The 23181-nt window shown below is 69.8% G+C and carries 24 protein-coding genes and 1 tRNA gene; 8 read left to right on the forward strand and 17 right to left on the reverse strand.

Annotated elements, in window-relative coordinates:
- Positions 1-20: 20 nt before the first annotated feature.
- Both D8M34_RS03870 and D8M34_RS03875 read right to left on the reverse strand, forming a co-directional pair.
- Positions 21-431: a VOC family protein gene (locus D8M34_RS03870; RefSeq protein ID WP_025103449.1), complete on the reverse strand. Its 411-nt coding sequence runs from the start codon at positions 429-431 to the stop codon at positions 21-23.
- A 5-nt stretch (positions 432-436) separates the two neighbouring features.
- Entirely contained in the window at positions 437-835 is a 399-nt protein-coding gene (locus D8M34_RS03875) for a helix-turn-helix transcriptional regulator (RefSeq protein WP_051582213.1), read from the reverse strand.
- A gap of 179 nt (positions 836-1014) precedes the next feature.
- Here D8M34_RS03875 and D8M34_RS03880 point away from each other — a divergent pair, with 179 nt between their 5' ends.
- Positions 1015-1602 (forward strand): HdeD family acid-resistance protein, encoded by a 588-nt coding sequence (locus D8M34_RS03880; protein WP_025103447.1) that lies wholly within the window; start codon positions 1015-1017, stop codon positions 1600-1602.
- A 62-nt stretch (positions 1603-1664) separates the two neighbouring features.
- Here the strand turns inward: D8M34_RS03880 and D8M34_RS03885 are convergent, their stop codons facing one another.
- Positions 1665-2429 (reverse strand): SDR family oxidoreductase, encoded by a 765-nt coding sequence (locus D8M34_RS03885; RefSeq protein ID WP_025103446.1) that lies wholly within the window; start codon positions 2427-2429, stop codon positions 1665-1667.
- A 122-nt stretch (positions 2430-2551) separates the two neighbouring features.
- Here D8M34_RS03885 and D8M34_RS03890 point away from each other — a divergent pair, with 122 nt between their 5' ends.
- The 4 genes from D8M34_RS03890 to D8M34_RS03905 all read left to right on the forward strand — a co-directional run bounded on the left by D8M34_RS03890 (position 2552) and on the right by D8M34_RS03905 (position 5236).
- Complete coding sequence (locus tag D8M34_RS03890; protein ID WP_025103445.1) at positions 2552-3025, forward strand: NfeD family protein; 474 nt, start codon at positions 2552-2554, stop codon at positions 3023-3025.
- 8 nt (positions 3026-3033) lie between these two features.
- Positions 3034-3963, forward strand: coding sequence for an SPFH domain-containing protein (locus tag D8M34_RS03895; protein ID WP_126893221.1), 930 nt, complete (start codon positions 3034-3036; stop codon positions 3961-3963).
- Positions 3960-4736: a glycerophosphodiester phosphodiesterase family protein gene (locus D8M34_RS03900; protein ID WP_126893222.1), complete on the forward strand. Its 777-nt coding sequence runs from the start codon at positions 3960-3962 to the stop codon at positions 4734-4736. Before D8M34_RS03895 ends, D8M34_RS03900 begins: the two co-directional genes overlap by 4 nt.
- Before the next feature lie 116 nt (positions 4737-4852).
- Entirely contained in the window at positions 4853-5236 is a 384-nt protein-coding gene (locus tag D8M34_RS03905) for an RNA polymerase-binding protein RbpA (RefSeq protein ID WP_025103442.1), read from the forward strand.
- Here the strand turns inward: D8M34_RS03905 and lnt are convergent.
- The 9 genes from lnt to D8M34_RS03950 are packed head-to-tail and all read right to left on the reverse strand — an operon-like array spanning position 5233 to position 14951.
- Entirely contained in the window at positions 5233-6756 is a 1524-nt protein-coding gene (gene lnt / locus D8M34_RS03910; protein ID WP_126893223.1) for an apolipoprotein N-acyltransferase, read from the reverse strand. The two genes, D8M34_RS03905 and lnt, sit on opposite strands and share 4 nt — an antisense overlap.
- 11 nt (positions 6757-6767) lie before the next feature.
- Positions 6768-9242 (reverse strand): DEAD/DEAH box helicase, encoded by a 2475-nt coding sequence (locus D8M34_RS03915; protein ID WP_025103440.1) that lies wholly within the window; start codon positions 9240-9242, stop codon positions 6768-6770.
- Positions 9239-9997 carry a twin-arginine translocase subunit TatC gene (tatC, locus tag D8M34_RS03920; RefSeq protein WP_025103439.1) on the reverse strand — a complete coding sequence of 253 codons (759 nt, stop codon included), beginning with the start codon at positions 9995-9997 and terminating at the stop codon, positions 9239-9241. Before tatC ends, D8M34_RS03915 begins: the two co-directional genes overlap by 4 nt.
- A 57-nt stretch (positions 9998-10054) precedes the next feature.
- The gene (gene tatA, locus D8M34_RS03925; protein WP_025103438.1) at positions 10055-10291 is read right to left on the reverse strand and encodes a twin-arginine translocase TatA/TatE family subunit; all 237 of its coding nucleotides are present in this window, start codon (positions 10289-10291) and stop codon (positions 10055-10057) included.
- Positions 10292-10336: 45 nt separating this feature from the next.
- On the reverse strand, positions 10337-11320 hold the full coding sequence (locus D8M34_RS03930) for a helix-turn-helix transcriptional regulator (protein WP_085607488.1): 984 nt from the start codon (positions 11318-11320) through the stop codon (positions 10337-10339).
- The gene (locus tag D8M34_RS03935; RefSeq protein WP_126893224.1) at positions 11317-12309 is read right to left on the reverse strand and encodes a helix-turn-helix transcriptional regulator; all 993 of its coding nucleotides are present in this window, start codon (positions 12307-12309) and stop codon (positions 11317-11319) included. Before D8M34_RS03935 ends, D8M34_RS03930 begins: the two co-directional genes overlap by 4 nt.
- Complete coding sequence (locus D8M34_RS03940) at positions 12309-13241, reverse strand: hypothetical protein (protein ID WP_126893225.1); 933 nt, start codon at positions 13239-13241, stop codon at positions 12309-12311. Before D8M34_RS03940 ends, D8M34_RS03935 begins: the two co-directional genes overlap by 1 nt.
- 10 nt (positions 13242-13251) lie before the next feature.
- On the reverse strand, positions 13252-14271 hold the full coding sequence (locus D8M34_RS03945) for a tRNA (adenine-N1)-methyltransferase (RefSeq protein WP_126893226.1): 1020 nt from the start codon (positions 14269-14271) through the stop codon (positions 13252-13254).
- A complete protein-coding gene (locus tag D8M34_RS03950; RefSeq protein ID WP_025103433.1) occupies positions 14268-14951 on the reverse strand; it encodes an HAD family hydrolase in 684 nt (227 codons plus the stop codon). The genes D8M34_RS03945 and D8M34_RS03950 overlap by 4 nt, the downstream gene beginning before the upstream one ends.
- A gap of 87 nt (positions 14952-15038) precedes the next feature.
- Between D8M34_RS03950 and D8M34_RS03955 the strand changes: the two genes are divergently transcribed.
- Complete coding sequence (locus tag D8M34_RS03955; RefSeq protein WP_025103432.1) at positions 15039-15887, forward strand: PAC2 family protein; 849 nt, start codon at positions 15039-15041, stop codon at positions 15885-15887.
- 13 nt (positions 15888-15900) lie between these two features.
- Here D8M34_RS03955 and D8M34_RS03960 read toward each other — a convergent pair whose 3' ends face one another.
- Together D8M34_RS03960 and D8M34_RS03965 are read right to left on the reverse strand one after the other, a co-directional pair.
- Entirely contained in the window at positions 15901-16731 is an 831-nt protein-coding gene (locus tag D8M34_RS03960; RefSeq protein WP_085607482.1) for an undecaprenyl-diphosphate phosphatase, read from the reverse strand.
- Between the two features lie 47 nt (positions 16732-16778).
- Positions 16779-18074, reverse strand: coding sequence for a M20/M25/M40 family metallo-hydrolase (locus D8M34_RS03965; RefSeq protein WP_085607480.1), 1296 nt, complete (start codon positions 18072-18074; stop codon positions 16779-16781).
- A 113-nt stretch (positions 18075-18187) separates the two neighbouring features.
- On the opposite strand from D8M34_RS03965, the gene D8M34_RS03970 reads away from it, so the two are divergent.
- Positions 18188-18270 (forward strand) — tRNA-Leu (locus D8M34_RS03970).
- A gap of 102 nt (positions 18271-18372) precedes the next feature.
- On the opposite strand, the gene D8M34_RS03975 is transcribed toward D8M34_RS03970, so the two are convergent.
- Together D8M34_RS03975 and D8M34_RS03980 are read right to left on the reverse strand one after the other, a co-directional pair.
- Positions 18373-19470 carry a VIT1/CCC1 transporter family protein gene (locus D8M34_RS03975; protein ID WP_126893227.1) on the reverse strand — a complete coding sequence of 366 codons (1098 nt, stop codon included), beginning with the start codon at positions 19468-19470 and terminating at the stop codon, positions 18373-18375.
- A gap of 130 nt (positions 19471-19600) precedes the next feature.
- Positions 19601-21343 (reverse strand): DEAD/DEAH box helicase, encoded by a 1743-nt coding sequence (locus tag D8M34_RS03980; protein ID WP_029989244.1) that lies wholly within the window; start codon positions 21341-21343, stop codon positions 19601-19603.
- A gap of 145 nt (positions 21344-21488) precedes the next feature.
- Here D8M34_RS03980 and D8M34_RS03985 point away from each other — a divergent pair, with 145 nt between their 5' ends.
- Positions 21489-22316, forward strand: coding sequence for an SGNH/GDSL hydrolase family protein (locus tag D8M34_RS03985; RefSeq protein ID WP_025103427.1), 828 nt, complete (start codon positions 21489-21491; stop codon positions 22314-22316).
- A 9-nt stretch (positions 22317-22325) separates the two neighbouring features.
- On the opposite strand, the gene D8M34_RS03990 is transcribed toward D8M34_RS03985, so the two are convergent.
- Entirely contained in the window at positions 22326-23132 is an 807-nt protein-coding gene (locus D8M34_RS03990; RefSeq protein WP_238695592.1) for a TrmH family RNA methyltransferase, read from the reverse strand.
- Positions 23133-23181: the final 49 nt, after the last annotated feature.

Here is a 23181-nt window from a genome sequence, read left to right on the forward strand (position 1 = left end):
CCTTCGTGGTGGTGGCGCCGTCAGGCGGCCTGGTTGATACGGAGCAGGTTGCCGGCGGGATCGCGGAAAGCGCAGTCGCGGACGCCGTAGGGCTGGTCCATCGGCTCCTGGACGACATCGGCGCCGACAGCGACCAGCCGCTCGAACAGGGCGTCCAGGTCATCGCTCGCGAGGGTGAGAGCGCCATAGCTGCCCTTCGCGATGAGTTCCAGGATGGTCTGCCGCTCCGCCTCGGTGATGCCGGGGTCGGTGGCCGGCGGGTGGAGGACGATCGAGGTCTCGGGCTGGCCGACCGGGCCGACCGTGAGCCAGCGCAGGCCGTCGTATCCGACGTCGTTGCGCACCTCGAAGCCGAGGGCGTCGCGATAGAAGCCGAGGGCGGCGTCGGCGTCGGTGTGCGGGAGGAAGGCGTAGTGGATGCTGATCTTCATGATGCTCACGTTAGGTGCGCCTCGGGGCGCGGCGCTTCTCGATTCCTGATCGGTCGGGTGACCTGCTTGGCGTGGAACGACGGGATGCCCTCGACGTTCGCGGCGCGTTCACGGTACACGCTGGGTGGGACACCGACCAGCTCCGAGAACCGGGTGCTGAACGTGCCCAGCGAGGAGCAGCCCACCGCGAAGCACACCTCGGTGACGCTGAGGTCGCCGCGACGCAGCAGCGCCATGGCACGCTCGATGCGGCGGGTCATCAGATAGGAGTACGGAGATTCGCCGTACGTCTCGCGAAACCGCCGGCTGAGATGGCCGGCCGACAGGTGCACGCCCCGCGCCAGAGCCTCGACGTCCAAGGGCTTCGCGTACTCGCGATCGATGCGGTCGCGGACCTTCCTCATCACGACAAGCTCCCGCAGGCGAGCATCATCCACCGGTGTCACGTCATGATCCTGCCATGACGCCGGAAGACGCGGAATGACCATCCGCGACGCGCGGAGGCCCTCCTCCCCCGCTGCCGGAGATCCGGCGCTACCCTGGGGGCATCCTCACAGGATTCTCTCAGAAGGGGTTCCCCGCCATGTCTGAAGCACTCGCTGAAACGAAGTCGTTCTTCAAATCCATCCGCGTCGCTCTCGCGGTCTCCGGCGTTCTCGCGCTGCTCGCGGGCATCGCGCTGCTGGTCTGGCCGGTGAAGTCGGCCGTCATCGTGACGGCGATCTTCGCGTCCTACCTGATCGTCGCGGGAGTCGTGTACATCGGCCTCGGCATCTTCTCCCGCGCGAAGGGCGGCTGGTCGCGCGTCGGACACATCGTGCTCGGCCTGCTCTACATCGTCGCCGGCGTCATCGCGTTCTTCAACCTGAACGTCGCCGCCGCCACCCTCGCGCTGGTCGTCGTGATCTTCATCGGCGTGAGCTGGATCGTCGACGGCGTCGTGGCGCTCTCGCTGCTCGGCAGCGACGGATCGCGGGTCTGGACGCTGATCTACGCGATCCTCAGCATCATCGCCGGAATCATCGTCCTCTTCTCGCCGGTCATCGCCGGCTTCGCGCTCTGGCTGCTCCTGGGCATCTCGCTCGTCGTGCTCGGCATCGTGCAGATCATCCGCGCGATCACCCTCGGCAAGGACGAGAAGGCCTTCACCACGGGCGCTGCCGCCGTCTGATCCGCAGACGCGAGACGCCCCGGACCTGCAGCAGCGGGTCCGGGGCGTTTGGCGTCTGACGACTACTCCGCGGCGAAGGCGCTCACGTCGCCGACGAGGCGGGTGTTGTCCGCGGGGACGGGATCGATCACGGCCCTGGCGACCTCCGCGGCGAACTCGGACACGTTGTAGAGGCGGCCGGCGGACTCGCGGCGCTCGGCGATGGCACCCGGGTTCGCGCGCTCGAGCAGCGTCGCGGTGATCGTGCCCTCGATCATGTCGCCGGAGACGACCGTGAAGCCGATCCCCTTCTCCGCGAGACCGGGGATGAGCTCCCGCAGCGCGTCCTCACCGGCGCGCTTGGAGAGCGCGACGGGCTCGTACTCGGGCATCGTCGGCGTCGTGCGGATGAAGTGCGCCTGGTGGCTGGTGACGAACACGACGCGTGCGCCGTCCGACAGCAGCGGCGTCGCGGCGTCGAGCACATTGAGCTGCGCGTCACGGTTGAGCTTCAGGGCGTAGTCCTCGGCCATGCCCGACTCCATGCCTCCCGACGCGTTCAGGACGAGCACATCGAGGCGCCCGTACTCGGCGCGGACGGCGTCGAACATCTCGGCGACCGACGCGGGGTCGGTGAGATCCGCACCGACGACCAGCGCCCGACGGCCGAGCTCGCGCAGCTGCGCCGCGAGCTTCTCCGCGCGCGGCGCCTTGTTCCGGTAGTTGATCACGACGTCGGCGCCGGCCTCGGCGAGGTACCGCACGGTGTCGGCGCCGATCCCCCGCGATGAGCCGGTGACGAGGGCCACCTTGCCGTCGAGGGATCCTGCGGGAAGAACGTCGGTCACGGGTGACTCCTCATGGTGCGTGGAACGCCGTGAGCGCACGGCTCTCACAGATTACCAAGGGGGCGCGGTGGCAGCCGGTCGGCTGTCGCCGCGCGTGGTACGTTGACGGCAAAGGAGGCCGCATGGACAACTTCTCGACGTTCGTCACGTTCATCGACCACTGGGCATGGATCGGATGGCTGGTCCTCATCGCCGTCTTCCTCGTCATCGAGATGCTCTCCCTCGACTTCACCTTCCTGATGCTGAGCTTCGGGAGCGTGATCGGTCTCGTCACCGACTTCGTCGGCCTCCCGGTCTGGATCCAGATCCTCATCGCCGCCTTGGCATCCGCCCTCTTCATCCTCTTCCTGCGGCCACCCCTCCTGCGCCGCCTGCACCGCGGAGCCGATCCCACGCGCTCGAACGTCGAGGCGCTGGTCGACCTCCGCGGCATCGCGCTCAGTGAGATCACGCAGATCTCCGGCCAGGCGAAGCTCGCGAACGGCGACACCTGGACAGCCAGGACGACCACCCCGATGGCCATCCCCGCGGGGGCGCCTGTCGCCGTCAGTGCGATCAACGGCGCGACCGCCATCGTCCGACCCCTCAACGACTAGGAGCACGCGTGGACGACGCATCGATCATCCCGACCGTGATCATCTGGATCCTGGTGATCGCGGTCATCATCTTCGTGATCGTCACGATCGCGCGGGCGATCCGCATCATCCCGCAGGCGACCGCCGGCGTGGTGGAACGGCTCGGCCGGTACCACAAGACCCTCTCCCCCGGCCTCAACATCCTCGTGCCGTTCATCGACCGCCTGCGGCCGCTGATCGACATGCGCGAGCAGGTGGTGTCCTTCCCGCCGCAGCCCGTGATCACCGAGGACAACCTCGTCGTCTCCATCGACACCGTCGTCTACTTCCAGGTGACCGATGCCCGTGCCGCGACCTACGAGATCGCGAACTACCTCGGCGCCGTGGAACAGCTCACCACCACGACTCTCCGCAACGTCGTCGGTGGTCTGAACCTCGAAGAGGCCCTGACGAGCCGCGACAACATCAACGGACAGCTCCGCGTGGTCCTCGACGAGGCGACGGGCAAGTGGGGCATCCGCGTGGGCCGCGTCGAGCTCAAGGCGATCGACCCGCCCGTCTCCATCCAGGACTCCATGGAGAAGCAGATGCGCGCCGAGCGGGACCGCCGCGCCGCGATCCTCACCGCCGAGGGGACGAAGCAGTCCGCGATCCTCGAGGCGGAGGGCCTTCGTCAGGCGGAGATCCTCCGAGCCGAGGGTGACAAGCAGGCGGCGGTCCTGCGCGCCCAGGGTGAGGCGGAGGCGATCCAGAGCGTCTTCACCGCGATCCACCAGGGCGCGCCGGACGACAAGCTCCTCGCGTACCAGTATCTGCAGATGCTCCCGAAGATCAGCGAGAGCCCGTCCAGCAAGCTCTGGATCATCCCGAGCGAGCTGACCGAGGCACTCAAGGGCATCGGCACGGCCTTCACTCCCAAGACAGGCCAGGGTTCGACCACTCCCCCCGCCGGCGTGTGACGCACCCGTACTTCGTCAAGGCCGAGCAGCCCCGCATCCTGGCCCATCGGGGCCTGGTGACCGCCGAGGGGCGGGAATCCGGCGTCTGGGAGAACACCGCGGCCGCCTTCGCCGCGGCTCATGCCGCCGGGGCCGAGTACATCGAAACGGACTGCCAGATCACCGCCGACGGTGACGTCGTGCTCTTCCACGATCACGATCTGCGCCGTCTCGTGGACGATCCGCGCGCCGTCCACGAGGTCAGGACGCGGGAGCTGAGCGCGCTGTTCGCCGAGCACGGCGGTCTGCTCACGGTGGCCGAGGCGCTCTCCGCATTCCCGGAGACCCGGTTCAACATCGACGTGAAGACACCGGCCGCCGCGGCGCCGCTGGGCCCGATCCTCGCCGCGCACACGCATCGTGTCCTCGTCACCAGCTTCTCGGATGCCAACCGGCGGGCGACACTGGAAGCCGTGCGGCAGACCGGCACCGCGCTCCGGCCCGCCACCTCCGGCGGGAGTCGGACGATCGCGGCTCTGCGTTCGCTCTCCGCGGTGCGCCTCTCCCCCGGCAGACTGCTCCGGGAGATCGACGCCCTGCAGATCCCCGAGCGTCACGGCGCGATCAGGGTGCTGACGCCCGCACTCCTCCGCGCCGCCCACCGGGCCGACACCGAGGTCCACGTCTGGACCGTGAACGACGCGGACGAGATGCGGCGCCTCATCGACGCGGGTGTGGACGGCGTCGTGACCGACCGCGCCGACCTCGCCGTCGCCACGTTCCGGAAGCCCTGAGCGCCCCATATCCTCCGGCGCTGGGATTCCCCTGTGAATACCGCGCAGAACGCCCCGACGTGGATGAAGCGCACAGGCTCGAACGTTATACCTGACAGCGACGAGAGGACCACACAATGGCAGATCGCAGCCTGCGCGGCATCCGACTCGGCGCCCAGAGCCTACAGAGCGAAGAGGGCGTCGTTTTCATGGAGCGCCGTGAAACCACCTACACCTGTGACACCTGCGGACACGACACCACGCTCATGTTCGCCGCCGATGCCGAACCGCCTCAGACCTGGGAGTGCCGTTCCTGCGGAGCGGAAGCCCGCCTGAAGGTCGACGGCGAGGCCGTCACCCTCGAGGTCACCGACGAGAAGGCCGCCCGCACCCACTGGGACATGCTCATGGAGCGCCGTACCCGTGCGGAGCTGGAGGAGCTTCTCGAAGAGCGCCTCGCGTACATCCGAGCCCGGCGCGGTGCCGGCGAGGACCCCACCCGAGAGAAGATCGGCGCCTAGCGCCGACGGGCGCGCCACCACCCGAGACCGAGCGCGCCCAGACCGCCCCAGAGCAGCACCTGCTGCAGCCAGGGGCCCAGGACGATTCCCGCCGTGAGGCCGGAGCGGAGCTCGACATCCTCGAGCATCGCTCCGGCCTCATCCGCGTCCAGGCTCGTGACCGTCCGCCCGTCCGGGAGGATGACCTGGCTCGTGCCGACCGTGGAGATGTTGACGACGCTCCGGCCCGTCTCGATCGCGCGCATCCGTGCGAACGCGAGCTGCTGGAGATTCTCGTCCGTGCCGCGGAAATCGGCGTTGTTCGTCTGGAAGACCAGGACCTCGGCGCCGCCGTTCAGCCCCTCCGTGATCACGTCGTCGTAGATCACGTCGAAGCAGATCGCCAGCCCGACGCGGACATCGCCCACCTCGACGATCGGCGGGTTGGTTCCGGGGGTGTATTCGCGCTGGATCAGCCCGATGAGATCCGGGACCAGGGCGTTGAAGAAGGCCCGATCCGGCACGTACTCGCCGAAGGGCACGGGATGACGCTTGTCGTGCTTCTGCGGCGCTGTGCCGTCCTGCAGCCAGAGCATCGAGGTGTTGTAGTAGAGGTTCCCGCGGCCGGTGGCGGCGTTGGCGAGCAGCGGCGCATCGATGCGGTTCGACACCAGGGTCATCCGTCGCGCGATGACGGAGTTCGCGAAGGGATCCGTATCGAGCCCGCCCTCCGGCCACACGAGCAGGTCGACGTCCTCGCCGTACAGCGGCTCGGTCGCCTCCGTCTGCGCCTGGATCACGGCGAAGGGCTCGCGCTCGTCGAAGTAGCCGGTCGGCCCGTTCCCCTGCACCGCAGCGATGCGCATCGAGCCCGACGGCGTGGTCGGGAACAGCGGCGTGAAGAAGAGGATCAGGACGAGGGCGGCCGGCGCGAGCAGGGTGATCGGTCGCCGCCAGAGCCCCATCCGGATGATCTCGATCACCATCGCGACGAGGAAGACCATGAGGAAGCTCAGCCCGCTCACGCCGATCCAGGAGGAGAGCGCGGCGAGGGGGCTCTCGGCCTGGCTCATCCCGAGACGAGCCCAGGGGAAGCCGCCGTACGGCCACCAGCCGAGGAACAGCTCCCGCCCCACCCACAGCGCCGCGACGACGGCCGGGAGGGTCAGCAGACGTCCCGCCACGCCCGGCCAGGCTCGGGGCAGCCACCCGTACGCGAGGGTCACGGGGATGAGCCCGACGGCCGTGAGGACGCCCTCGACGACGCTCAGAGCCGCCCAGGGCAGCGGCCCGAGGTATCGAGACGTCCACGACACGAGCAGCGCGAAGAACACGACGCCGTACACGAGACCCACGAGCAGCGCTCCCCCGGCCCGACGGCCGATCAGCGCGAGCAGAAGCAGGGCGGTGGCAGGGAAGGCCAGGATCCAGATCGCCGCCTCGGGGAACGCGAGGTCCATGAGCAGCGCAGCCAGGCCGGCCAGGGGAACGGCGGCCCAGAGGGGCAGGAGGGCGCGTCGACGGACGGAGGCTTCGGTCATGCGGGCGGATCTCACATCGAGGAGTAGGCGACGATGCCACGGCGCACACCGTCGAGGGCAGCCCGGGCGGTGCGTGCGAGCGCGGCGTCTTCCGCGACGATGGACAGCTGATCCAGGAGGTCGATGGTCTGCTTCGCCCACCGCACGAAGTCGCCGGCCGCCATGTCGGCATCGATGAGGACGCGGTCGAGCATCCCGCCGCGCGCCCAGGCGTGCATCGCACCCGCGAGCCCGGCGGCCAGCGGCTCGCTTCCCGGGAGCTGATGGTCCTGCTCCAGGTCGTCGAGCTCGGCCCAGAGAGCGGTCGTCTTCTCGTATGCCGCTCGGAAGGCGCCCCTCGGGAGGCCCCGCTCCCCCGCATTCGCTTCATCGCGGCGCGGTTCGTACACGAGGCAGCATGCCATCGCGGCCAGCGACGGCGCGTCCAGCCCCTTCCAGAGGCCTTGACGCAGCGATTCGGCCACGAGCAGGTCGCGCTCACCGTAGATCCGCCGCATCGTGCGCCCGGCGTCGGTCAGGTGCATCCCGTCCTCGTCGCGACGGACGTAGTCCAGTGTCTCCAGCACCTCGACGACACGGTCGAAGACGCGGGCCACCGTGCCGGTCCTGGTCTCGATCTGACGGCGCGTGCGATCGGTCTGGCGCTTGAGCTTCCAGTAGCGCTCGGCCCACCGGGCGTGCTTCTCGCGGTCAGGACAGCGGTGGCAGGGGTGGCGCTGCATCCGCGTGCGGAGCGTCTGGATCCGCTTCATCCGCTTGTCCCGAGCAGCGCGCGGGGCCTGGGTGTCCTGCCGGTTCTTCTTCTCGAGGTCGCTCAGCTCGCGGCGGATGGCGGCGTACTCCGGGAAGTCGCCGTGCTCGCACGCCATCGCCGACTGATAGCCGGCCAGCGACTCCTCGGCCTCCCGCACCTGTCTGGCCAGCCCGACCACGGCGCGGTCCGCCTGGAACTGGGCGAACGACGACTCCAGGATCTCCCGGGCTCTCGCCTGGCCGAACAGGTCGATGAGGTTGACGGCCATGTTGTACGTCGGCCGGAAGCTGGAGTTGAGCGGATAGGTCCGCCGCGACGCGAGGGCGGCGACGGCCTGCGGGTCCATGCCCTCGCTCCACTGCACGACCGCGTGCCCCTCGACGTCGATGCCGCGGCGCCCGGCGCGGCCCGTGAGCTGTGTGTACTCACCGGAGGTGATCGCGACGCGAGCCTCTCCGTTGAACTTCTCCATCTTCTCGAGCACCACCGTCCGCGCCGGCATGTTGATGCCGAGGGCCAGCGTCTCGGTCGCGAAGACGACCTTGAGCAGCTTGCGCTGGAACAGCTCCTCGACGACCTCTTTGAAGGCCGGCAGGAGGCCCGCGTGGTGGGCGGCCACGCCCCGTTCGAGGTTGTCCAGCCATTCCCAGTAGCCCAGCACCCCGAGATCCTCGTCCTGCAGAGTGCGCGTGCGCTCCTCGACGATGGCCCGGATCTCGGCGCGCTCCTCCGCCGAGGTCAGGCGGAGCCCGGAGCGCCGTACCTGCTGCACCGCGGCGTCGCAGCCCACGCGGCTGAAGATGAAGAAGATGGCGGGGAGCAGGTTCGAGCGTTCCAGTAGCTCGACCACGTCCGGGCGGTCCATGCGCTCGATCCGGCGCGCGTTCGCCGCGCGCACGGGGCGACGCCCGCCCCGCGGCGGTCGGGGGGCCTGCCGCCCGGCGTGCCGGTTGCTGCGATACGACTGCGCCTGACGGTTGCTCTCGTAGGTGGAGCCGGTGAACGACCGGATGCGCATGAGCTCCTGGTTCACCTGGGCCGTGGCGATGCCGGCACGGTCGTCGAAGAGCGGCAGCAGGTCGTCGCGCACGAGCACGTGCTGCTCCAACGGCACCGGACGGATCTCGGAGACGATGACCTCGGTGTCACCGCGAACCGTGTCGAGCCAGTCGCCGAACTCCTCGGCGTTCGACACCGTCGCGCTCAGCGAGACCAGGCGCACGCGGGGCGGGAGGTGGATGATGACCTCTTCCCAGACGGCACCCCGGAAGCGGTCGGCCAGATAGTGCACCTCGTCCATCACGACGTAGCGCAGGTCGCGCAGAGCCGCGGAGTCGGCATAGATCATGTTCCGCAGGACCTCGGTGGTCATGACCACGATGCGTGCGTTGCCGTTGATGTTGGTGTCGCCCGTCAGCAGACCGACGTCGTCCGCACCGTACACATCGACGAGTTCGCGGAACTTCTGGTTGGACAGCGCCTTCATCGGCGTGGTGTAGAACGCCTTGTCCGTCGCGGTCTGCATCGCCAAGTGGATGGCGAACTCCCCCACGATGGTTTTCCCGGCACCCGTGGGGGCGGCCACGAGAACGCTGCGTCCGTTCTCCAGGGCGTGGCAGCCGGCGAGCTGGAACGGATCGAGCTGGAAGCGCTGGCGCGCGGCGAACGCCGCCGTCTCCGGGTGCGCAGCGCTCTCCTGAGCCTGCGCGTACCGCTCGGACGGCGAACTCATGTGGCGTCCGGGACGAGTCCGGCGGCGGTGTCCCGCTTGCGCTTGCGTCGGTCGAAGAGGAGGGAGAGTCCTGCCGCTGCGAAGAAGAGGACGATGAGGATACCGGCCAGCATGAGCATGCTCACCACATCCGCTGCCGGGGTCGCCAGCGCGGCGAAGATCGTCGCGATGAGGATCGCCACCCGCCACCCCTTGAGGATGGCCCGTCCCGACATCACGCCGGCGAGGTTGAGCGCGACGAGGAAGACGGGGAGGACGAACGAGATGCCGATGACGATCATCAGCTTGAACACGAAGTCGTAGTACTCCTGCGCGGAGTAGAAGTTGGTTCCGCCCTCCGGGGTGAAGCTCCACATGAGCTCGATGACGTGCGGCATGATCTGCACCCCGAGATAGCACCCCGCGAAGAACAGCGGGACCGCGGCGACGACGAAGCCGACGGTGTAGCGGATCTCCTTGCGGGTGAGGCCGGGCATGATGAAGGCCCAGATCTGCCACAGCCAGACGGGTGCGGACAGGAACAGGCCGATCGTGAACGCGATGCGCATACGCATGTCGAACGCGGACGTCACTGTCGCGAAGTTCAGGGCGCTGAAGTCATCACCTCGCTGTTCCGAGATGATGCGGATCGGACCGGTGATGAAGTGGATGACCGGGTCCGCGATGATGAACGCCACGACCATGCCGACGACCAGAGCGATCGCCGCGTACATGAGGCGCTTGCGCAGTTCGACGAGATGTGCGCCCAGCGACATCCGCCGATCCCGATCCGCCGTCGGCATCACGGTCGGTTCGATGGCTGCCACGGCCGGTCAGGCGCGAGGCGGAGTCTCAGGGTCGGTGCCCGAGTCCTTCACCGTCGTCGGCTCCGCGGGAGCCGACTCGGCACGAACCGCGTCTTCTTCCTTCATGGCCTTCATCTCACCCTTGAAGACGCGGGCCGACTGGCCCATGCTCTTCGCGAGAGCCGGCAGCTTGGCAGCGCCGAAGAGGAGGAGGATAACGGCCAGCACGATGAGCAGGTGCCAGCCTTGCATTCCAGCGAACATATCGACAATCCCGTCGTAGGGGGGCTTTCCGCCCCAGTCTACAGATCAAACCTCGGCATCAGGCCGGTGGTAGAGCGCGAGTCCCGCGGCGGCCCACTCCCGGGTGGCGGTCCGCGCGATCCCCGGATCCGTGACCTCCATCGCACCGCCGAAACGAGCCGCGAGCCGTTTAATGCTGCGGGGGTCCGCGAGGTGGAGCTGCGTCGTCACCATCCCGTCGCCGGCGCGGAGCGTCTCCGTGGGCACGAAACCGCTGAGCAGCGGAGCGAGGCGCTCCGGGACGCGGACGGTGACCTCCCTTTCCTCCTCCAGCCCGGCGAACGCCTCCGGCACCCGGTCGCCGCCGTGCGTGCTGGGGATGTCGGTGAGGGTGGGCGCGCTGACGCGATCGAGGTGGAACGTGCGCATCGCCTCGCGCATGTGGCACCAGCCCTGCAGGTACCACTGTCCGTTCGTGATGAGGATCTGCACGGGATCCACGGTGCGCGTGGTGGGCTCGGCGTCGGGAGCCTGGTACGTGAACGACACGGCCACCCCGTTCTGCAGGCCGCGCGCGACGACCTCACGCACCTCGTCCACCGCGGTCGGGGCGACGACGACGTCGGCCGGCGCATCGGCGGCACCGCGCGAGAGCTTCGAGATGAGGCCGGCGACGAGTCCGGAGTCGGATACGGCCGGGACGGCGGCGACCATCTGCAGACCGGCGAGCAGGGCTGCCGCCTCTCGTGCGGTGAAGCGCGGCACGCGGCGGAGGGCCACGTCGTTCGTGATCTCGATGACGTCCTCGAGGTCGAGGAGATCCCAGTTGATGTCGAACATCTCCTGCGGCTGCTGCCAGTAGCCCGCCTCGCCCGGCAGGCCGATGACCGTCAGCTTCTCGACCATCGCCCGCATCTCCCGCGGGGTCACGCCGAACTCCTCGGCGGCCTCGGCGAGTGAGACCTGTCCGTGCTCGAGCAGGTACGGGACGAGCGTCAGGTAGAGACGCACGCGCTCCGCGGCGAGGAGAGGCTTGGGAGCCGCGCTCATGCGGACACCTCCGCATCGGTGTGGGCTTCGACCACCGCGCGCAGGCGGCCGATCACAGCATCGCGGAGTCGTGCGGGCTCGACGACGCGGACCTCGGGACCGTAGGACGCGAGCTCGTCCGCGAAGATGTGCAGATCGACGAAGGGGACGTGGATTCCCTGCGCCGCGGGCGTCGCCCGCCGCCCGAGCCGCAACGCGGCCTCAGTGCCGGGCGTCACCTCCAGGAGTGCCGAGTTCTCCGCGGCGACGCGCTCCAGACCCCGCAGAGCCCGCTCCCCCGCCCCTTCGCGCAACGCGGGGTCGAAGGTACTCGTGCTGACGACGACGTCGCCGACGATGCGGCTCAACAGGAACGTCCGGTCCTCGTCGATGTCGACGTCGACGCCGTACACGTGCCAGCGCGCTTCATAGTCAATGAGGGCGAGGGGCCGGATCCGACGCCGTCGAGGAGCGTCCTCGCCCGGCTTCACGTAGTCGAAGGACACCACCCTGCTGCGTTCGATCGCGTCCTGCAGCGGGGCGAACGCAGGGTCGCGCGCGGTGATCCGCGGCGCGAAGCCGATGATCGGCTCGTCGCCGTCGATGCCGAGGGCCCGGATCTTGCGGACACCGGACTGTGCGTCTCCCGAGACCGACTCCGAACTCCAGACGCTGCCCGCGAGGCGGAGCACGGCCAACTCGGCGGGCGAGAACTCGATGTCCCCTGGCAGATCGTATTCCGCCTGCGGAATGCGATACCTCGCCTCACGGAGATCGTTCGGGTCCGCCGCGTCACCGATGGTCTCGATGGGGACACCCAGCGAGCGGAGCTCGTCCTTGTCCCGCTCGAACATCTTCTCCAGTGCGTCCGACCGCGTGCCCGCGTCGGCGCGCTGGCGATAGCCGGAGACGTTGTCGAGGATCTGCTGCTTGGTGAGCCCGATCTCCGTGGCCATCAGCGCCACGACGAGATTCGTCAGGCGCTCTTCGGCAGGGATCCGGGCGGCCATCAGGGTGCGGCGACCGGGGACACGCCGAGGATGTCGACCACGACGGCCATGGCCGGGGAGCTCTCGGTCTTGGGGAGCACGACGAGGACCTGCGAGCCGACCGGCTCACCGACCAGCGCATCCGCGACCGGCGCGGCGATCTGTCGGATGCCGTCGGTGGCGGACTGGCCCCAGGTGCTCTGCACGACGGTCTTGTCGTCCCAGTTCACCGCGGTGAAGTGCACGAGCGGCGTCTGCTCCTCCGTCAGCTCCTCGCCGTCGCCGCGGATCAGCGTCTGGACGACCTGCTCGTCCGGGGCGGCGCTGTCGGGGATGATGATGCCGGGAGTGCCGTCGTCGGCGCGTACGACGGTCGGCATGCCCTGCGCGTCGTTGAACTGCAGCGTGCCCTCGGCCTTCGGGAGGAACGCGTCGACGACGTCGATGACGAACACTGCGATGTCGTCCTGGCCCATGCCGAAGCCGCCGAGATTCGCCTCCCCGAAGTCCTCCGGGGTCAGACCCGCCACGATGCGGCTGCCGCCGGTCGCGCACTCCAGGACATCGGCGAGTCCGGGAGACTGCGCGGCCCAGGACCCGATGGTCGAGGCGCGCGTGGTGTCCTCGTCGTACGTGGTCGCGAAAACCTGCTTGCCGGTCGCCCCGTCGTAGATGGAGATCTGGGCGACGAGCGGCTGGGCGTCGTCGACGAGTGTAAGGCCGTCCCCCGCGACGACGTCCGCATAGGACGTCTCCGTGAGGCGCACCGGCGCGAAGATCTCGACGTCCGGCTCGGAGCCGACCTCACCGGAGACGGTGACGGCGCTGTCGATGCCGTTGGCGTGTCCGCCACGATCGCACGAGGCGTCGGCGGACGAAGAGGTCACGCTGCACCCCGTCAGAGCGAGGGCGGCGAGGCTGAGGGAGGCCAGAACGGCGGACGTTTTACGCACGCGCTCCAGTCTATTCCGTCGTGTGCTCGGATTCGCGCGATGCCGCCGCCAGCCGCGCGCCCTCGGCCGCCTTCCCGGCCTCTCGCGCGCGCTTGCGGAGGTTCTTGTCCGTGATCTCCCGATCGCCCACCGCGCCCGGCGTCCACAGTTCGACGTCCTCATCGCTGTAGCTGCTCTTCGAGGCCCGACGCTTCACAGACGGGGCCACGGCACCCGGGGCGAGCCGGCGAGCCGTGAGGAGGAACCCCGTGTGCGCGACCATGCGGTGGTCCGGCCGGACAGCCAGCCCCTCCACATGCCACCCGCGGACCATGGTCTCTGACGCCTCGGGGTCGGTGAAGAGCCCGGTGCCGCGGATGAACTCGGTGACGCGGGAGAGCTGCGTGGCGGTAGCGATGTAGCAGAGCACGACACCGCCGGGGGTCAGCGCCTCCGCGACCGCCTCGATGCACTCCCAGGGCGCGAGCATGTCGAGCACCACCCGGTCGACGGTGCCGGGCTCGACTTCCACGGGCAGCGCGGCGACGAGGTCTCCGACGACGACGCGCCAGGAGTCGGGGCGCTCCCCGAAGAAGGTCTCGACATTCGCCTGGGCCACTTCCGCGAAGTCCTCGCGGCGCTCGAAGGAGAGCAGGCGCCCCGTGGAGCCCACGGCCCGGAGGAGCGAGAGCGACAGAGCACCGGACCCGACACCGGCCTCGACGACGGTGGCGCCCGGGAAGATGTCGGCCTGCATGACTATCTGCGCCGCGTCCTTCGGGTAGACGATCGCGGCACCGCGGGGCATCGACATCGCGAAGTCCCGCAGCAGCGGCCGCAGCGCCAGGTACTCGTGCCCGGAGCTGTTCGCCACGACCGAGCCATCGGGGAGCCCGATGAGGTCGCGGTGCCGGAGGACCCCGTGGTGCGTGTGCAGCTCGCCGTCCTCGCGGAGCGTCACGGTGTGCAGGCGACCCTTCGGGCCGGTGAGCTGTACGCGGTCGCCCTCCCGGAAGGGGCCGCTGGGGCGCGGGGCGGACGTGGTCGTCATCGGGTGGCCTCCGTGATCGCGGCGCGGGAGCCGAAGAGCTCCACGAGGTCGGCGGCACCACGGCCGTCGAGGGTCGGCCACAGCTCGTGGGCGCCGAGACCGTCGAGCGGGACGATGTGGGGCACGCCGAGCGTCAGGGCGCCCGAGGCGAGGCCCGCGCGGAGACCGGTCGGGGAATCCTCGATGACCACGACCTCGGCGATGTCGACGTCGAGGAGCGCGGCGGCCTGCAGGTACGGCTCCGGGTGCGGCTTGGGGTTGTCGACATCATCTCCGGCCACGACGATGTCGAAGGCCTCGAACTCGATCAGCCCGACCACGTCGAGAGCCATCCGGCGCAGCGACATCGTCACCAGACCGGTCGGGATCCCGGCGGCACGGAGATCGCGGAGAAGCTCCTGGGCGCCCGGCCGGAAGGGGACGCCCTGGGCCCGCAGCGACTCCTGCACGGCCGTCGTGAGGTGGGAGACGATCGCCTCCGGAGCCATGTCGACCCCCGCGCCCTGGAGGATGATCGCGCTGTCGATGAGGCCGCTGCCCACGAGCTGCAGGGCGTCCTCATGGGACCAGGTGCCGCCGAACGACTCCACCAGTGCGGTCTCGGCCGCCATCCAGTACGGCTCGGTGTCGACGAGTGTTCCATCCATGTCCCAGAGGACCGCGCGGGGCTTGTTGCTCACTGAACCCATGCTAGCCGGGCCCGCCCACATCCCCTCGACGCGGGCTAGCCTGGGGGGACGGAGCCACGACCTCGAAGGGAGTACGGCATGGACGTTCTCGGTTCGCGCATCATCATCGCCGCCTTCGACGGCTGGAACGACGCCGGTGAGGCCGCGACCGGAGCCGTCGGCGCGCTGCAGGCGGCGGGCGGCTACGACCTCGTGCACTCGGTCGACCCGGAACTCTACTTCGACTACCAGTACACGCGACCCGCCACCCGGCTCGACGCCGAGGGCCGCCGTCAGATGACGTGGCCGGAGGCGGGGCTGTGGCGTCCGCGCGAGCCCGGACCCGGCCCCGAGTTCTGGCTCCTCACCGGTGCCGAGCCCGCGCGCACCTGGCAGGCGTTCGCGTCCGAGTTCATCGACGTCGCCCTGCGCGACGACATCACCGGCTTCGTGACCCTCGGCGCCATGCTCTCCGACGTGCCGCACACTCGCCCGATCTCGATTTTCGCGTCGAGCCAGAACGAGCAGGTCCGGGAGGCGCATGCGCTGGAGCGGTCGGTGTACGAGGGCCCGGTCGGCATCCTCACCGTTCTCGAGCACTTCGCCGAGAACGCGGGCATCCCCTCCGTGAGCCTCTGGGCGAGCGTCCCGCACTACGTCGCCTCTGCCGCCCCTTCGCCGAAGGTCACCCTGGCCCTCCTCGACCGTCTCGAGGAGCTGACCGGGGTGGATGTCGACCGCCGGCACCTCCGCACGGAAGCCGCGGCCTGGGAGGCGTCGATCGATGCCGCCGCATCCGAGGACGAGGACATGGCGGAGTACATCCGGCAGCTGGAGCGCACGCGGGACACATGGGACTCCCCCGATGCGTCGGGAGACGCGATCGCCCAGGCCTTCGAGCGCTACCTGCGGCGCCGCGACGACGGCCGCGGCGACCGCAAGCGCTGATCAGGCGTCCGGCTCAGGCCGAGGCCGGGATCACGCCCATCGCGAGCAGCACGAGCAGCACGCCGCCGAGCAGGATCCGGTAGATCACGAACGGCAGGAAGCTGCGCTTCGAGATCCAGTTCATGAAGAACGCGATCACGCCGAGCGCGACGACGAAGGCGACCCCTGTCGCGGCCATCGTGTCGCCGAGCGAGAAGAAGGACGGCTCGCCCCAGCTCTTGAACAGCTGGTAGAAGCCGCTGCCGAACACGGCCGGGATCGCCAGCAGGAACGCGTAGCGGGCGGCGGCGGCGCGCTCGTAGCCGAGGAACAGCCCCATGGTGATCGTGCCGCCGGACCGCGAGACGCCGGGGATGAGTGCGAGTGCCTGGGCGAGTCCGAAGGCGATGCCGTGCGGGTAGGTCAGATCGTCGAGCGTGCGGCGCTTGGCTCCGACGTGGTCGGCGATGCCCAGGAGGATGCCGAACACGATGAGCATGATCGCCACGATCCAGAGCGAGCGGAAGACGGTCTCGATCTGGTCCTGGAACAGGAGTCCGAGCAGCACGATCGGGATGCTGCCGATGATGATGAGCCACCCCATGCGCGCGTCCGGGTCGTTCCGCGGCACCTTTCCGGCGAGGGACCGGAACCACTGGGAGATGATGCGGACGATGTCGCGCCAGAAGAACACGACGACGGCGGCCTCGGTGCCGATCTGCGTGATGGCGGTGAACGCCGCGCCCGGGTCCTCCCCTGAGGGCAGGAACGTCCCCACGACCCGCAGATGGGCGCTGGAGGAGATCGGCAGGAACTCGGTGAGACCCTGGACGATTCCCAGGATCAGAGCTTCGAGCAGGTGCATGGAGAGGCCTTCGTCTTTCGGGGCGGCACGGAGCGCGTGGACGCCGCTCAGTACGTGCGCAGCAGATCGGCCAGCACCCGCTGACCGAAGACAAGTGAGTCTACGGGCACCCGCTCGTCGACTCCGTGGAACATCCCGGTGAAGTCGAGATCGGCCGGCAGGCGCAGCGGGGCGAAGCCGTAGCCGGTGATGCCGAGCGTGGCCAGCGCCTTGTTGTCGGTTCCCGCGCCCAGGAGGTACGGGATGACAGGGACACCGGGGTCGTGCCGCCCCAGCGCCGCCACCATCGCCTCGACGAGCTCACCTGTGAACGGCGTCTCCATGCCGATGTCACGGACCACGGTCTCGATCCGGATGTCGTCACCCACGATGCGCTGCAGCTCCGCGAGCACGTCGTCCTCGGTCCCCGGGATCACGCGGACGTCGATCAGCGCCTCGGCGCGCTCCGGGATGACGTTGTGCTTGTAGCCGGCGGTGAGAGCCGTCGGGTTGGTCGTCGTGCGGAACGTCGACCGCAGGAAGGCCTCAGCCGGGCCGGCCGCGGCGGCGAGGGCGTCGGGGTCGTCGGCGCTCCGGCCGCTCAGCGCGCTCAGGCCCTCGAGCAGCGCCTCCGTCGTCGGCGTGAGCCGGACCGGCCACCGCGTGCGGCCGATGGCGGCGACGGCCTCGGCGAGCTTCGTGACGGCGTTGTCCTCGTGCAGGCGGCTGCCGTGCCCCGCCCGGCCGGTGGCGACGAGGCGGATCCAGATCAGCGCCTTCTCCCCCACCTGCAGCAGGTACGCCCGACGGTCGTCCACCGAGATGGAGTAGCCGCCGACCTCGCTGATCGCGGCCGTCGCCCCGGCGAACCACTCCGGCCGGTCCTTCACGACGAGCGCGGAGCCCTCGACCCCGCCGTTCTCCTCATCGGCGAAGAACGCCAGGACGAGGTCGCGCTCCGGCTGCTCCCCCGCGCGCAGGATGTCGGCCACGGCGGTGAGGATCATCGCGTCCATGTTCTTCATGTCGACCGCGCCGCGACCCCACAGCATGCCGTCCTGCACGGTGCCGGCGAACGGATCCACCGTCCAGTCCTCGGCGACCGCGGGCACGACGTCCAGGTGGCCGTGCACGACGAGAGCCGGCTTGGTGCGGTCGCGGCCCGGGACCCGCGCCATGACGTTCGTGCGCCGCGGGATGGGCTCGTAGTACTCGACCTCGAGTCCCAGCTCCTCCAGGTACGCCCCGACGTACTCGGCCGCCTCGCGCTCCCCTTTCGCGTTGCCGCCGCCGTAGTTGGAGGTGTCGATGCGGATGAGGTCGCTCGCGACGCGGGCGACCTCCGGCAGGGAGGAATCGGTCATGGACTCAGGCTATCGAAACCGCGTGCCACGCCCGGGCGTCACGCTCGGTTCGAGACGCCTCCGAGAACGTGCTAATCTCATTCTTCGGTCGGCAACGATCAAATCCAACACCTGCGCGGGTGGCGGAATGGTAGACGCGCTAGCTTGAGGTGCTAGTGCCCGATAGGGCGTGGGGGTTCAAGTCCCCCTCCGCGCACAGAGAGCGAAGGCCCCGGATCCACGGATCCGGGGCCTTCGTGGTTTCCGGTGCGGTCATGGCGGTGCGCTGCGGTCCCGCGCGAGCGGGACCGCAGGACCGTCACACCGCGCCGACGCCGAAGAGCAGACCCAGCGCGTAGGTCACCGCCGCCGCGCCGAACCCGATGGCGAGCTGCCGCAGGGCCCGCCGGAGCGGCGGTCCTCCGGAGAGGACGCCGACCATCGCACCGGTGCTGAGCAGCGCGACGCCGACCAGCACGAGCGCGAGCACGATCGCCGCGGTGCCCTCCATGCCGAAGATCCAGGGCAGGACGGGCACGATCGCGCCGGAGGCGAAGAGGAGGAAGCTGGAGATGGCCGCCGTCCAGTCGTTGCCGACGACCTCGTGGGCGTCGCCGCCCTGGACGGCCACCGGCCCCGTAGCCGCACGCCGGACGCCTTCCTGGGCCGCCTGGACGATGCGACGGGCCCGGGCCAGCGACTCGCCCTGATCCATGCCGCGGGCGCGGTACACGAGCGCGAGCTCGTTCTCGTCGATGTCGAGGTCGGCCGCGGCCGCCGCGGCATCCTCGTTCGCCTCGGTGGCCGTGAGGAGCTCCCGCTGCGACCGCACGGACACGAACTCCCCCGCGCCCATCGACAGTGCGCCCGCGAGGAGACCCGCGATGCCGCTGAACAGGACGAAACCCGAGCTCACGCCGGTGGCGCCGATGCCGAGCACGAGGGCGAGGTTGCTGACGAGACCGTCGTTCGCCCCGAAGACGGCCGCGCGGAAGGAGCCGGAGAGGCGCCGGCGGCCGCGCGCGGCGAGACCGCGGACGACCTCGTGGTGGACCTTCTCGTCGGCGCGCATGGCCGGGGTGGCCCAGCGCTCGGCGTCGTACGGGGAGCGGGCCTCGGCACTCTGGGCGAGGGCGAGGACGAAGATCGAGCCGAAACGGCCGGCCATCCACCCCAGGAGGCGGGAACGGACCCCGGCCCGCGGCAGGCGCGTCGGTTCGCCGCCCAGCAGGTCGAGCCAGTGCTTCTCGTGCCGGCGCTCGGCCTCGGCGAGCCCGAGCAGGATCGCCCGCTCCTCCCCCGACCGGCGGGCCGCGAGGCGCTGATAGACGGCGCCCTCCGCCCGTTCCTCGACGAGATAGCGAGCCCAGCGCCGTCGATCGGCGGCCGTGGAATCGGCTGCGGCAGGGGCTGTCATGGAACCTCCAGGTGTCACGGTGCCCGGCGTCCGGGCAACCGTTCCACGCTATCCGCGCGGTGCCGCGCCGGCCGCGTCCTGGCACGGATTGCCAGCATTTCGGGGATCCGAAGCAGCGACCGGAAAGTGCTCAGGAGCGGACGCGCTTGCGCAGCACCTCGATGCGGGACTGCAGCTGTGTCACGGTCGCCTGCGCCACCGCCGGACCGCCGCAGATACGACGGAGCTCGGCATGCACGGCGCCGTGCGGCTGGCCCGACTGCCGGGCGTAGAGGCCTACCAGGCTGTTCAGCAGTTGGCGCTGCTCGCGCAGGGTGCGATGCAGCGGCGCCGGCAGTGTCGTCGTCTGCGTCGGGTCGGCCTGGGCCTCCCGGACCTCGCGGTGCCGGGACTGGCGGGCCTGCCGCTGCATCAGGAGCTCGTGCACGTGCTCGGGCTCGAGCAGACCGGGGAAGCCGATGAACTCCTCCTCCTCGGGCGTGTTCGGCTCGGCGAGCTGGCCGAACTCCTTCCCGTCGAACACCATGCGGTCGAAGTGGGCGACGGAGGAGATGGCCTGGTAGCTGAACTCCTGGGTCAGCGCGTCGGAGGCCTCGTCCTCGCGGTTCGCGCTCTCCAGTAGCGAGTCCTCGAGGCCGTCGTCGTCCTTCGACTGACGGTCGAGCGCGTGATCGCGCTGCTTCTCCATCTCGTTCGCGAGCTTCATCAGCACGGGGACGTGCGGGAGGAAGACGCTCGCCGCCTCGCCTCGACGACGCGCCCGCACGAAGCGGCCGATGGCCTGAGCGAAGAACAGCGGGGTGGACGACGACGTCGCGTACACGCCCACCGCGAGCCGCGGCACGTCGACGCCCTCCGAGACCATGCGCACCGCGACCATCCACCGGGCGGTGCCCTCCGAGAACTTCTCGATACGCTCGGAGGCGGTGGCGTCGTCGGACAGCACGATCGTCGGCTGCTCGCGGGTGATGCTGTGCAGGATCTTGGCGTAGGCCCGGGCGACGGTCTGATCCGTCGCCAGCACGAGTCCGCCAGCATCGGGGATGTGGTGCCGGATCTCGGTCAGACGGCGATCCGCCGCGGAGAGCACAGCAGGCATCCAGTCGCCCTCGGGGTCGAGGGCCGTTCGCCAGGCCTGCGAGGTGACGTCCTTCGTGTTGTCCTGTCCCAGATGGGTCTCGAGTTCGTCGCCGGCACTCGTCCGCCACCGCATCTTCCCGGCATACATGTGGAAGAGCACGGGACGGACGACGCCGTCCGCGAGAGCGCGGCCGTACCCGTAGGCGTAGTCGGTGCTGGAGACCCGGGCTCCGGTCTCGTCCGGGAGGTACTCCACGAACGGGATCGGTGCGGTGTCGCTCCGGAACGGGGTCCCCGAGAGCAGCAGTCGGCGTTTCGCAGGTCCGTAAGCATCGCGGATCGCGTCGCCCCAGCTCAAGGCGTCGCCGCCGTGGTGCACCTCATCGAGGATGACCAGGGTCTTCGCGTCCTCCGTCAGGTGACGGTGCACCGACGACTTCGCGGCGACCTGCGCATACGTGACCACGACGCCGTGATAGTGCCGCGCCGGTGCCCAGTCGCTGTTGCGGAAGCGCGGGTCGAGCCGGATGTGGACGCGGGCGGCGGCGTCGGCCCACTGGGTCTTCAGGTGCTCCGTGGGTGCCACGACGATGACCCGGTTCACCTCGCCCATGCGCATGAGCTCGACCGCGAGGGTGAGCGCGAACGTGGTCTTGCCGGCGCCCGGTGTGGCGGCCACGAGGAAGTCACGCTGGTCGGCCTGGAAGTACGCGTCCAGAGCCTCCTGCTGCCATGCCCGCAGCTTGTTCGCCGTTCCCCACGGGGCGCGCTGAGGGAAGGACGGAGAGAGCATCGACTCCACGATAATCGCTCCCACTGACACCGCGGCATCCGCCAGGGTGCCGCGCGCGTCCCCCTCGAAAGCACCGGCACGGGTAGGCTCGGTCACTGCGCGGCGGTCACCACCGTGCGCGCACGCCTTCGCGAAGGAGAGCCGGATGAGCGATCAGGAATCGACCAGGACCCCGTACGTCGCGAACGAGACCCCGCACCCGTGGCGCCGGTTCGTCGCGATCGGCGACTCGTTCACCGAGGGCATCGGCGACCCGGACCCGGCGGCCCCCGGGGGTCACCGCGGCTGGGCCGATCGCGTCGCCGAGGTGCTCGCCCAGCAGGTTGACGACTTCGCCTATGCCAACCTCGCCGTCCGGGGGAAGCTCATCGCGCAGATCGTCGCCGATCAGGTGGAGCCCGCCGTCGCGCTGCGCCCCGACCTCATCTCGATCTGCGCGGGCGGCAACGACGTCATCCGCCCCGGCACCGATCCGGATGCCATCGCCGCGCAGCTGGAGGACGCGGTGGCGCGCCTGTCGTCCACCGGCGCGGCCGTGGTCGTGTTCACCGGCATCGACACGGGGTTCACGCCGGTGTTCCGTCCCTTCCGCGGCAAAGTCGCGATCTACAACGAGAACGTCCGCGCGATCGCGGAGCGCCACGACTGCATCGTCGCGGACCAGTGGGCACTGAAGGTCGTGCAGGATGCGCGATTCTTCGACGACGATCGCCTGCACTACAACGCGCTCGGCCACCACGAGGTCGCGCGGATGGTGCTCCGCGCCCTCAACGTTCCGAACGACCTCGAGGCCATGCAGCCCGAGCCGCTGCCGCTGCGGACCTGGCGTGCCGCCCGCAGCGAAGACCTCGGCTGGGCCCGGGAGCACCTCGTGCCCTGGGTGCTCCGCCGGCTGCGCCACCAGTCGTCCGGCGACCACATCGCTGCCAAGCGCCCCGAGCCCTCCCCGGTCATCCTCCCCGGCAAGGAGTGACGCGCACTCTCACTCCGCGGGAGCGAGTGCCCACAGCGCCACGGCGGCGGCCGAGGCGACGTTGAGCGAATCCACGCCGCCGGCCATCGGAATGGTGACCACGGTGTCCGCGCTGTCGAGCGCGGTCCGCGTGAGACCGTCGCCTTCGGCTCCGAAGAGCAGCGCCACCTTCTCGGGCCGCTGTGCCGCATACATCCGGAGATCCACGGCTGTGTCACTGAGTGCGAGGGCAGCGATGTCGAAGCCCTGCTCACGGAGATCCGAGACCGCCGACGACCACTCGTCGATCCGGGTCCAGGGCACCTGGAACACCGTGCCCATGCTCACCCGGACGCTGCGACGGTAGAGCGGGTCGGCACAGCGCGCCGACACGAGCACCGCATCCGCCCCCAGGCCGGCGGCGGCGCGGAAGGCGGCGCCGACGTTGGTGTGATCGCGGAGGTCCTCCAGCACCAGCACCAGCCGGGCGTCGCGCACCACGTCGGCGACCGGCGCCAGAGCCGGACGGCGCATGGCGGCGAGGGCTCCGCGGTGGACCTGATAGCCGGTGACCTGTTCCGCGACCTCGTCCGGGACCACGAGCACCGGAACGGCGCGCTCCCCCAGGATGCGCCGCACCTCGTCGACGCGCCGGGCCGAGACCAGCACCGATCGGGGTTCGTGCCCGACGGCCAGCGCGCGCTCGATCACCTTGGCGGTCTCGGCGATGTAGAGTCCCTCCGCGGGCTCGCGGACGGCGCGGAGGGCGGTGTCGGTGAGGCCGCGGTAGTCGTCCAGCCGCGGGTCGTCGATGTCGGTCACATGCTGGAGGTCCACCGCTCCACTCTGCCATCCCGGTTCTCGTCCCCCCGCGCCGCGTAGACTC

Origin of the sequence: Microbacterium sp. HSID17254 (assembly GCF_003989315.1) — a bacterium.
In the GTDB taxonomy this organism is placed as follows: Bacteria; Actinomycetota; Actinomycetes; order Actinomycetales; family Microbacteriaceae; genus Microbacterium.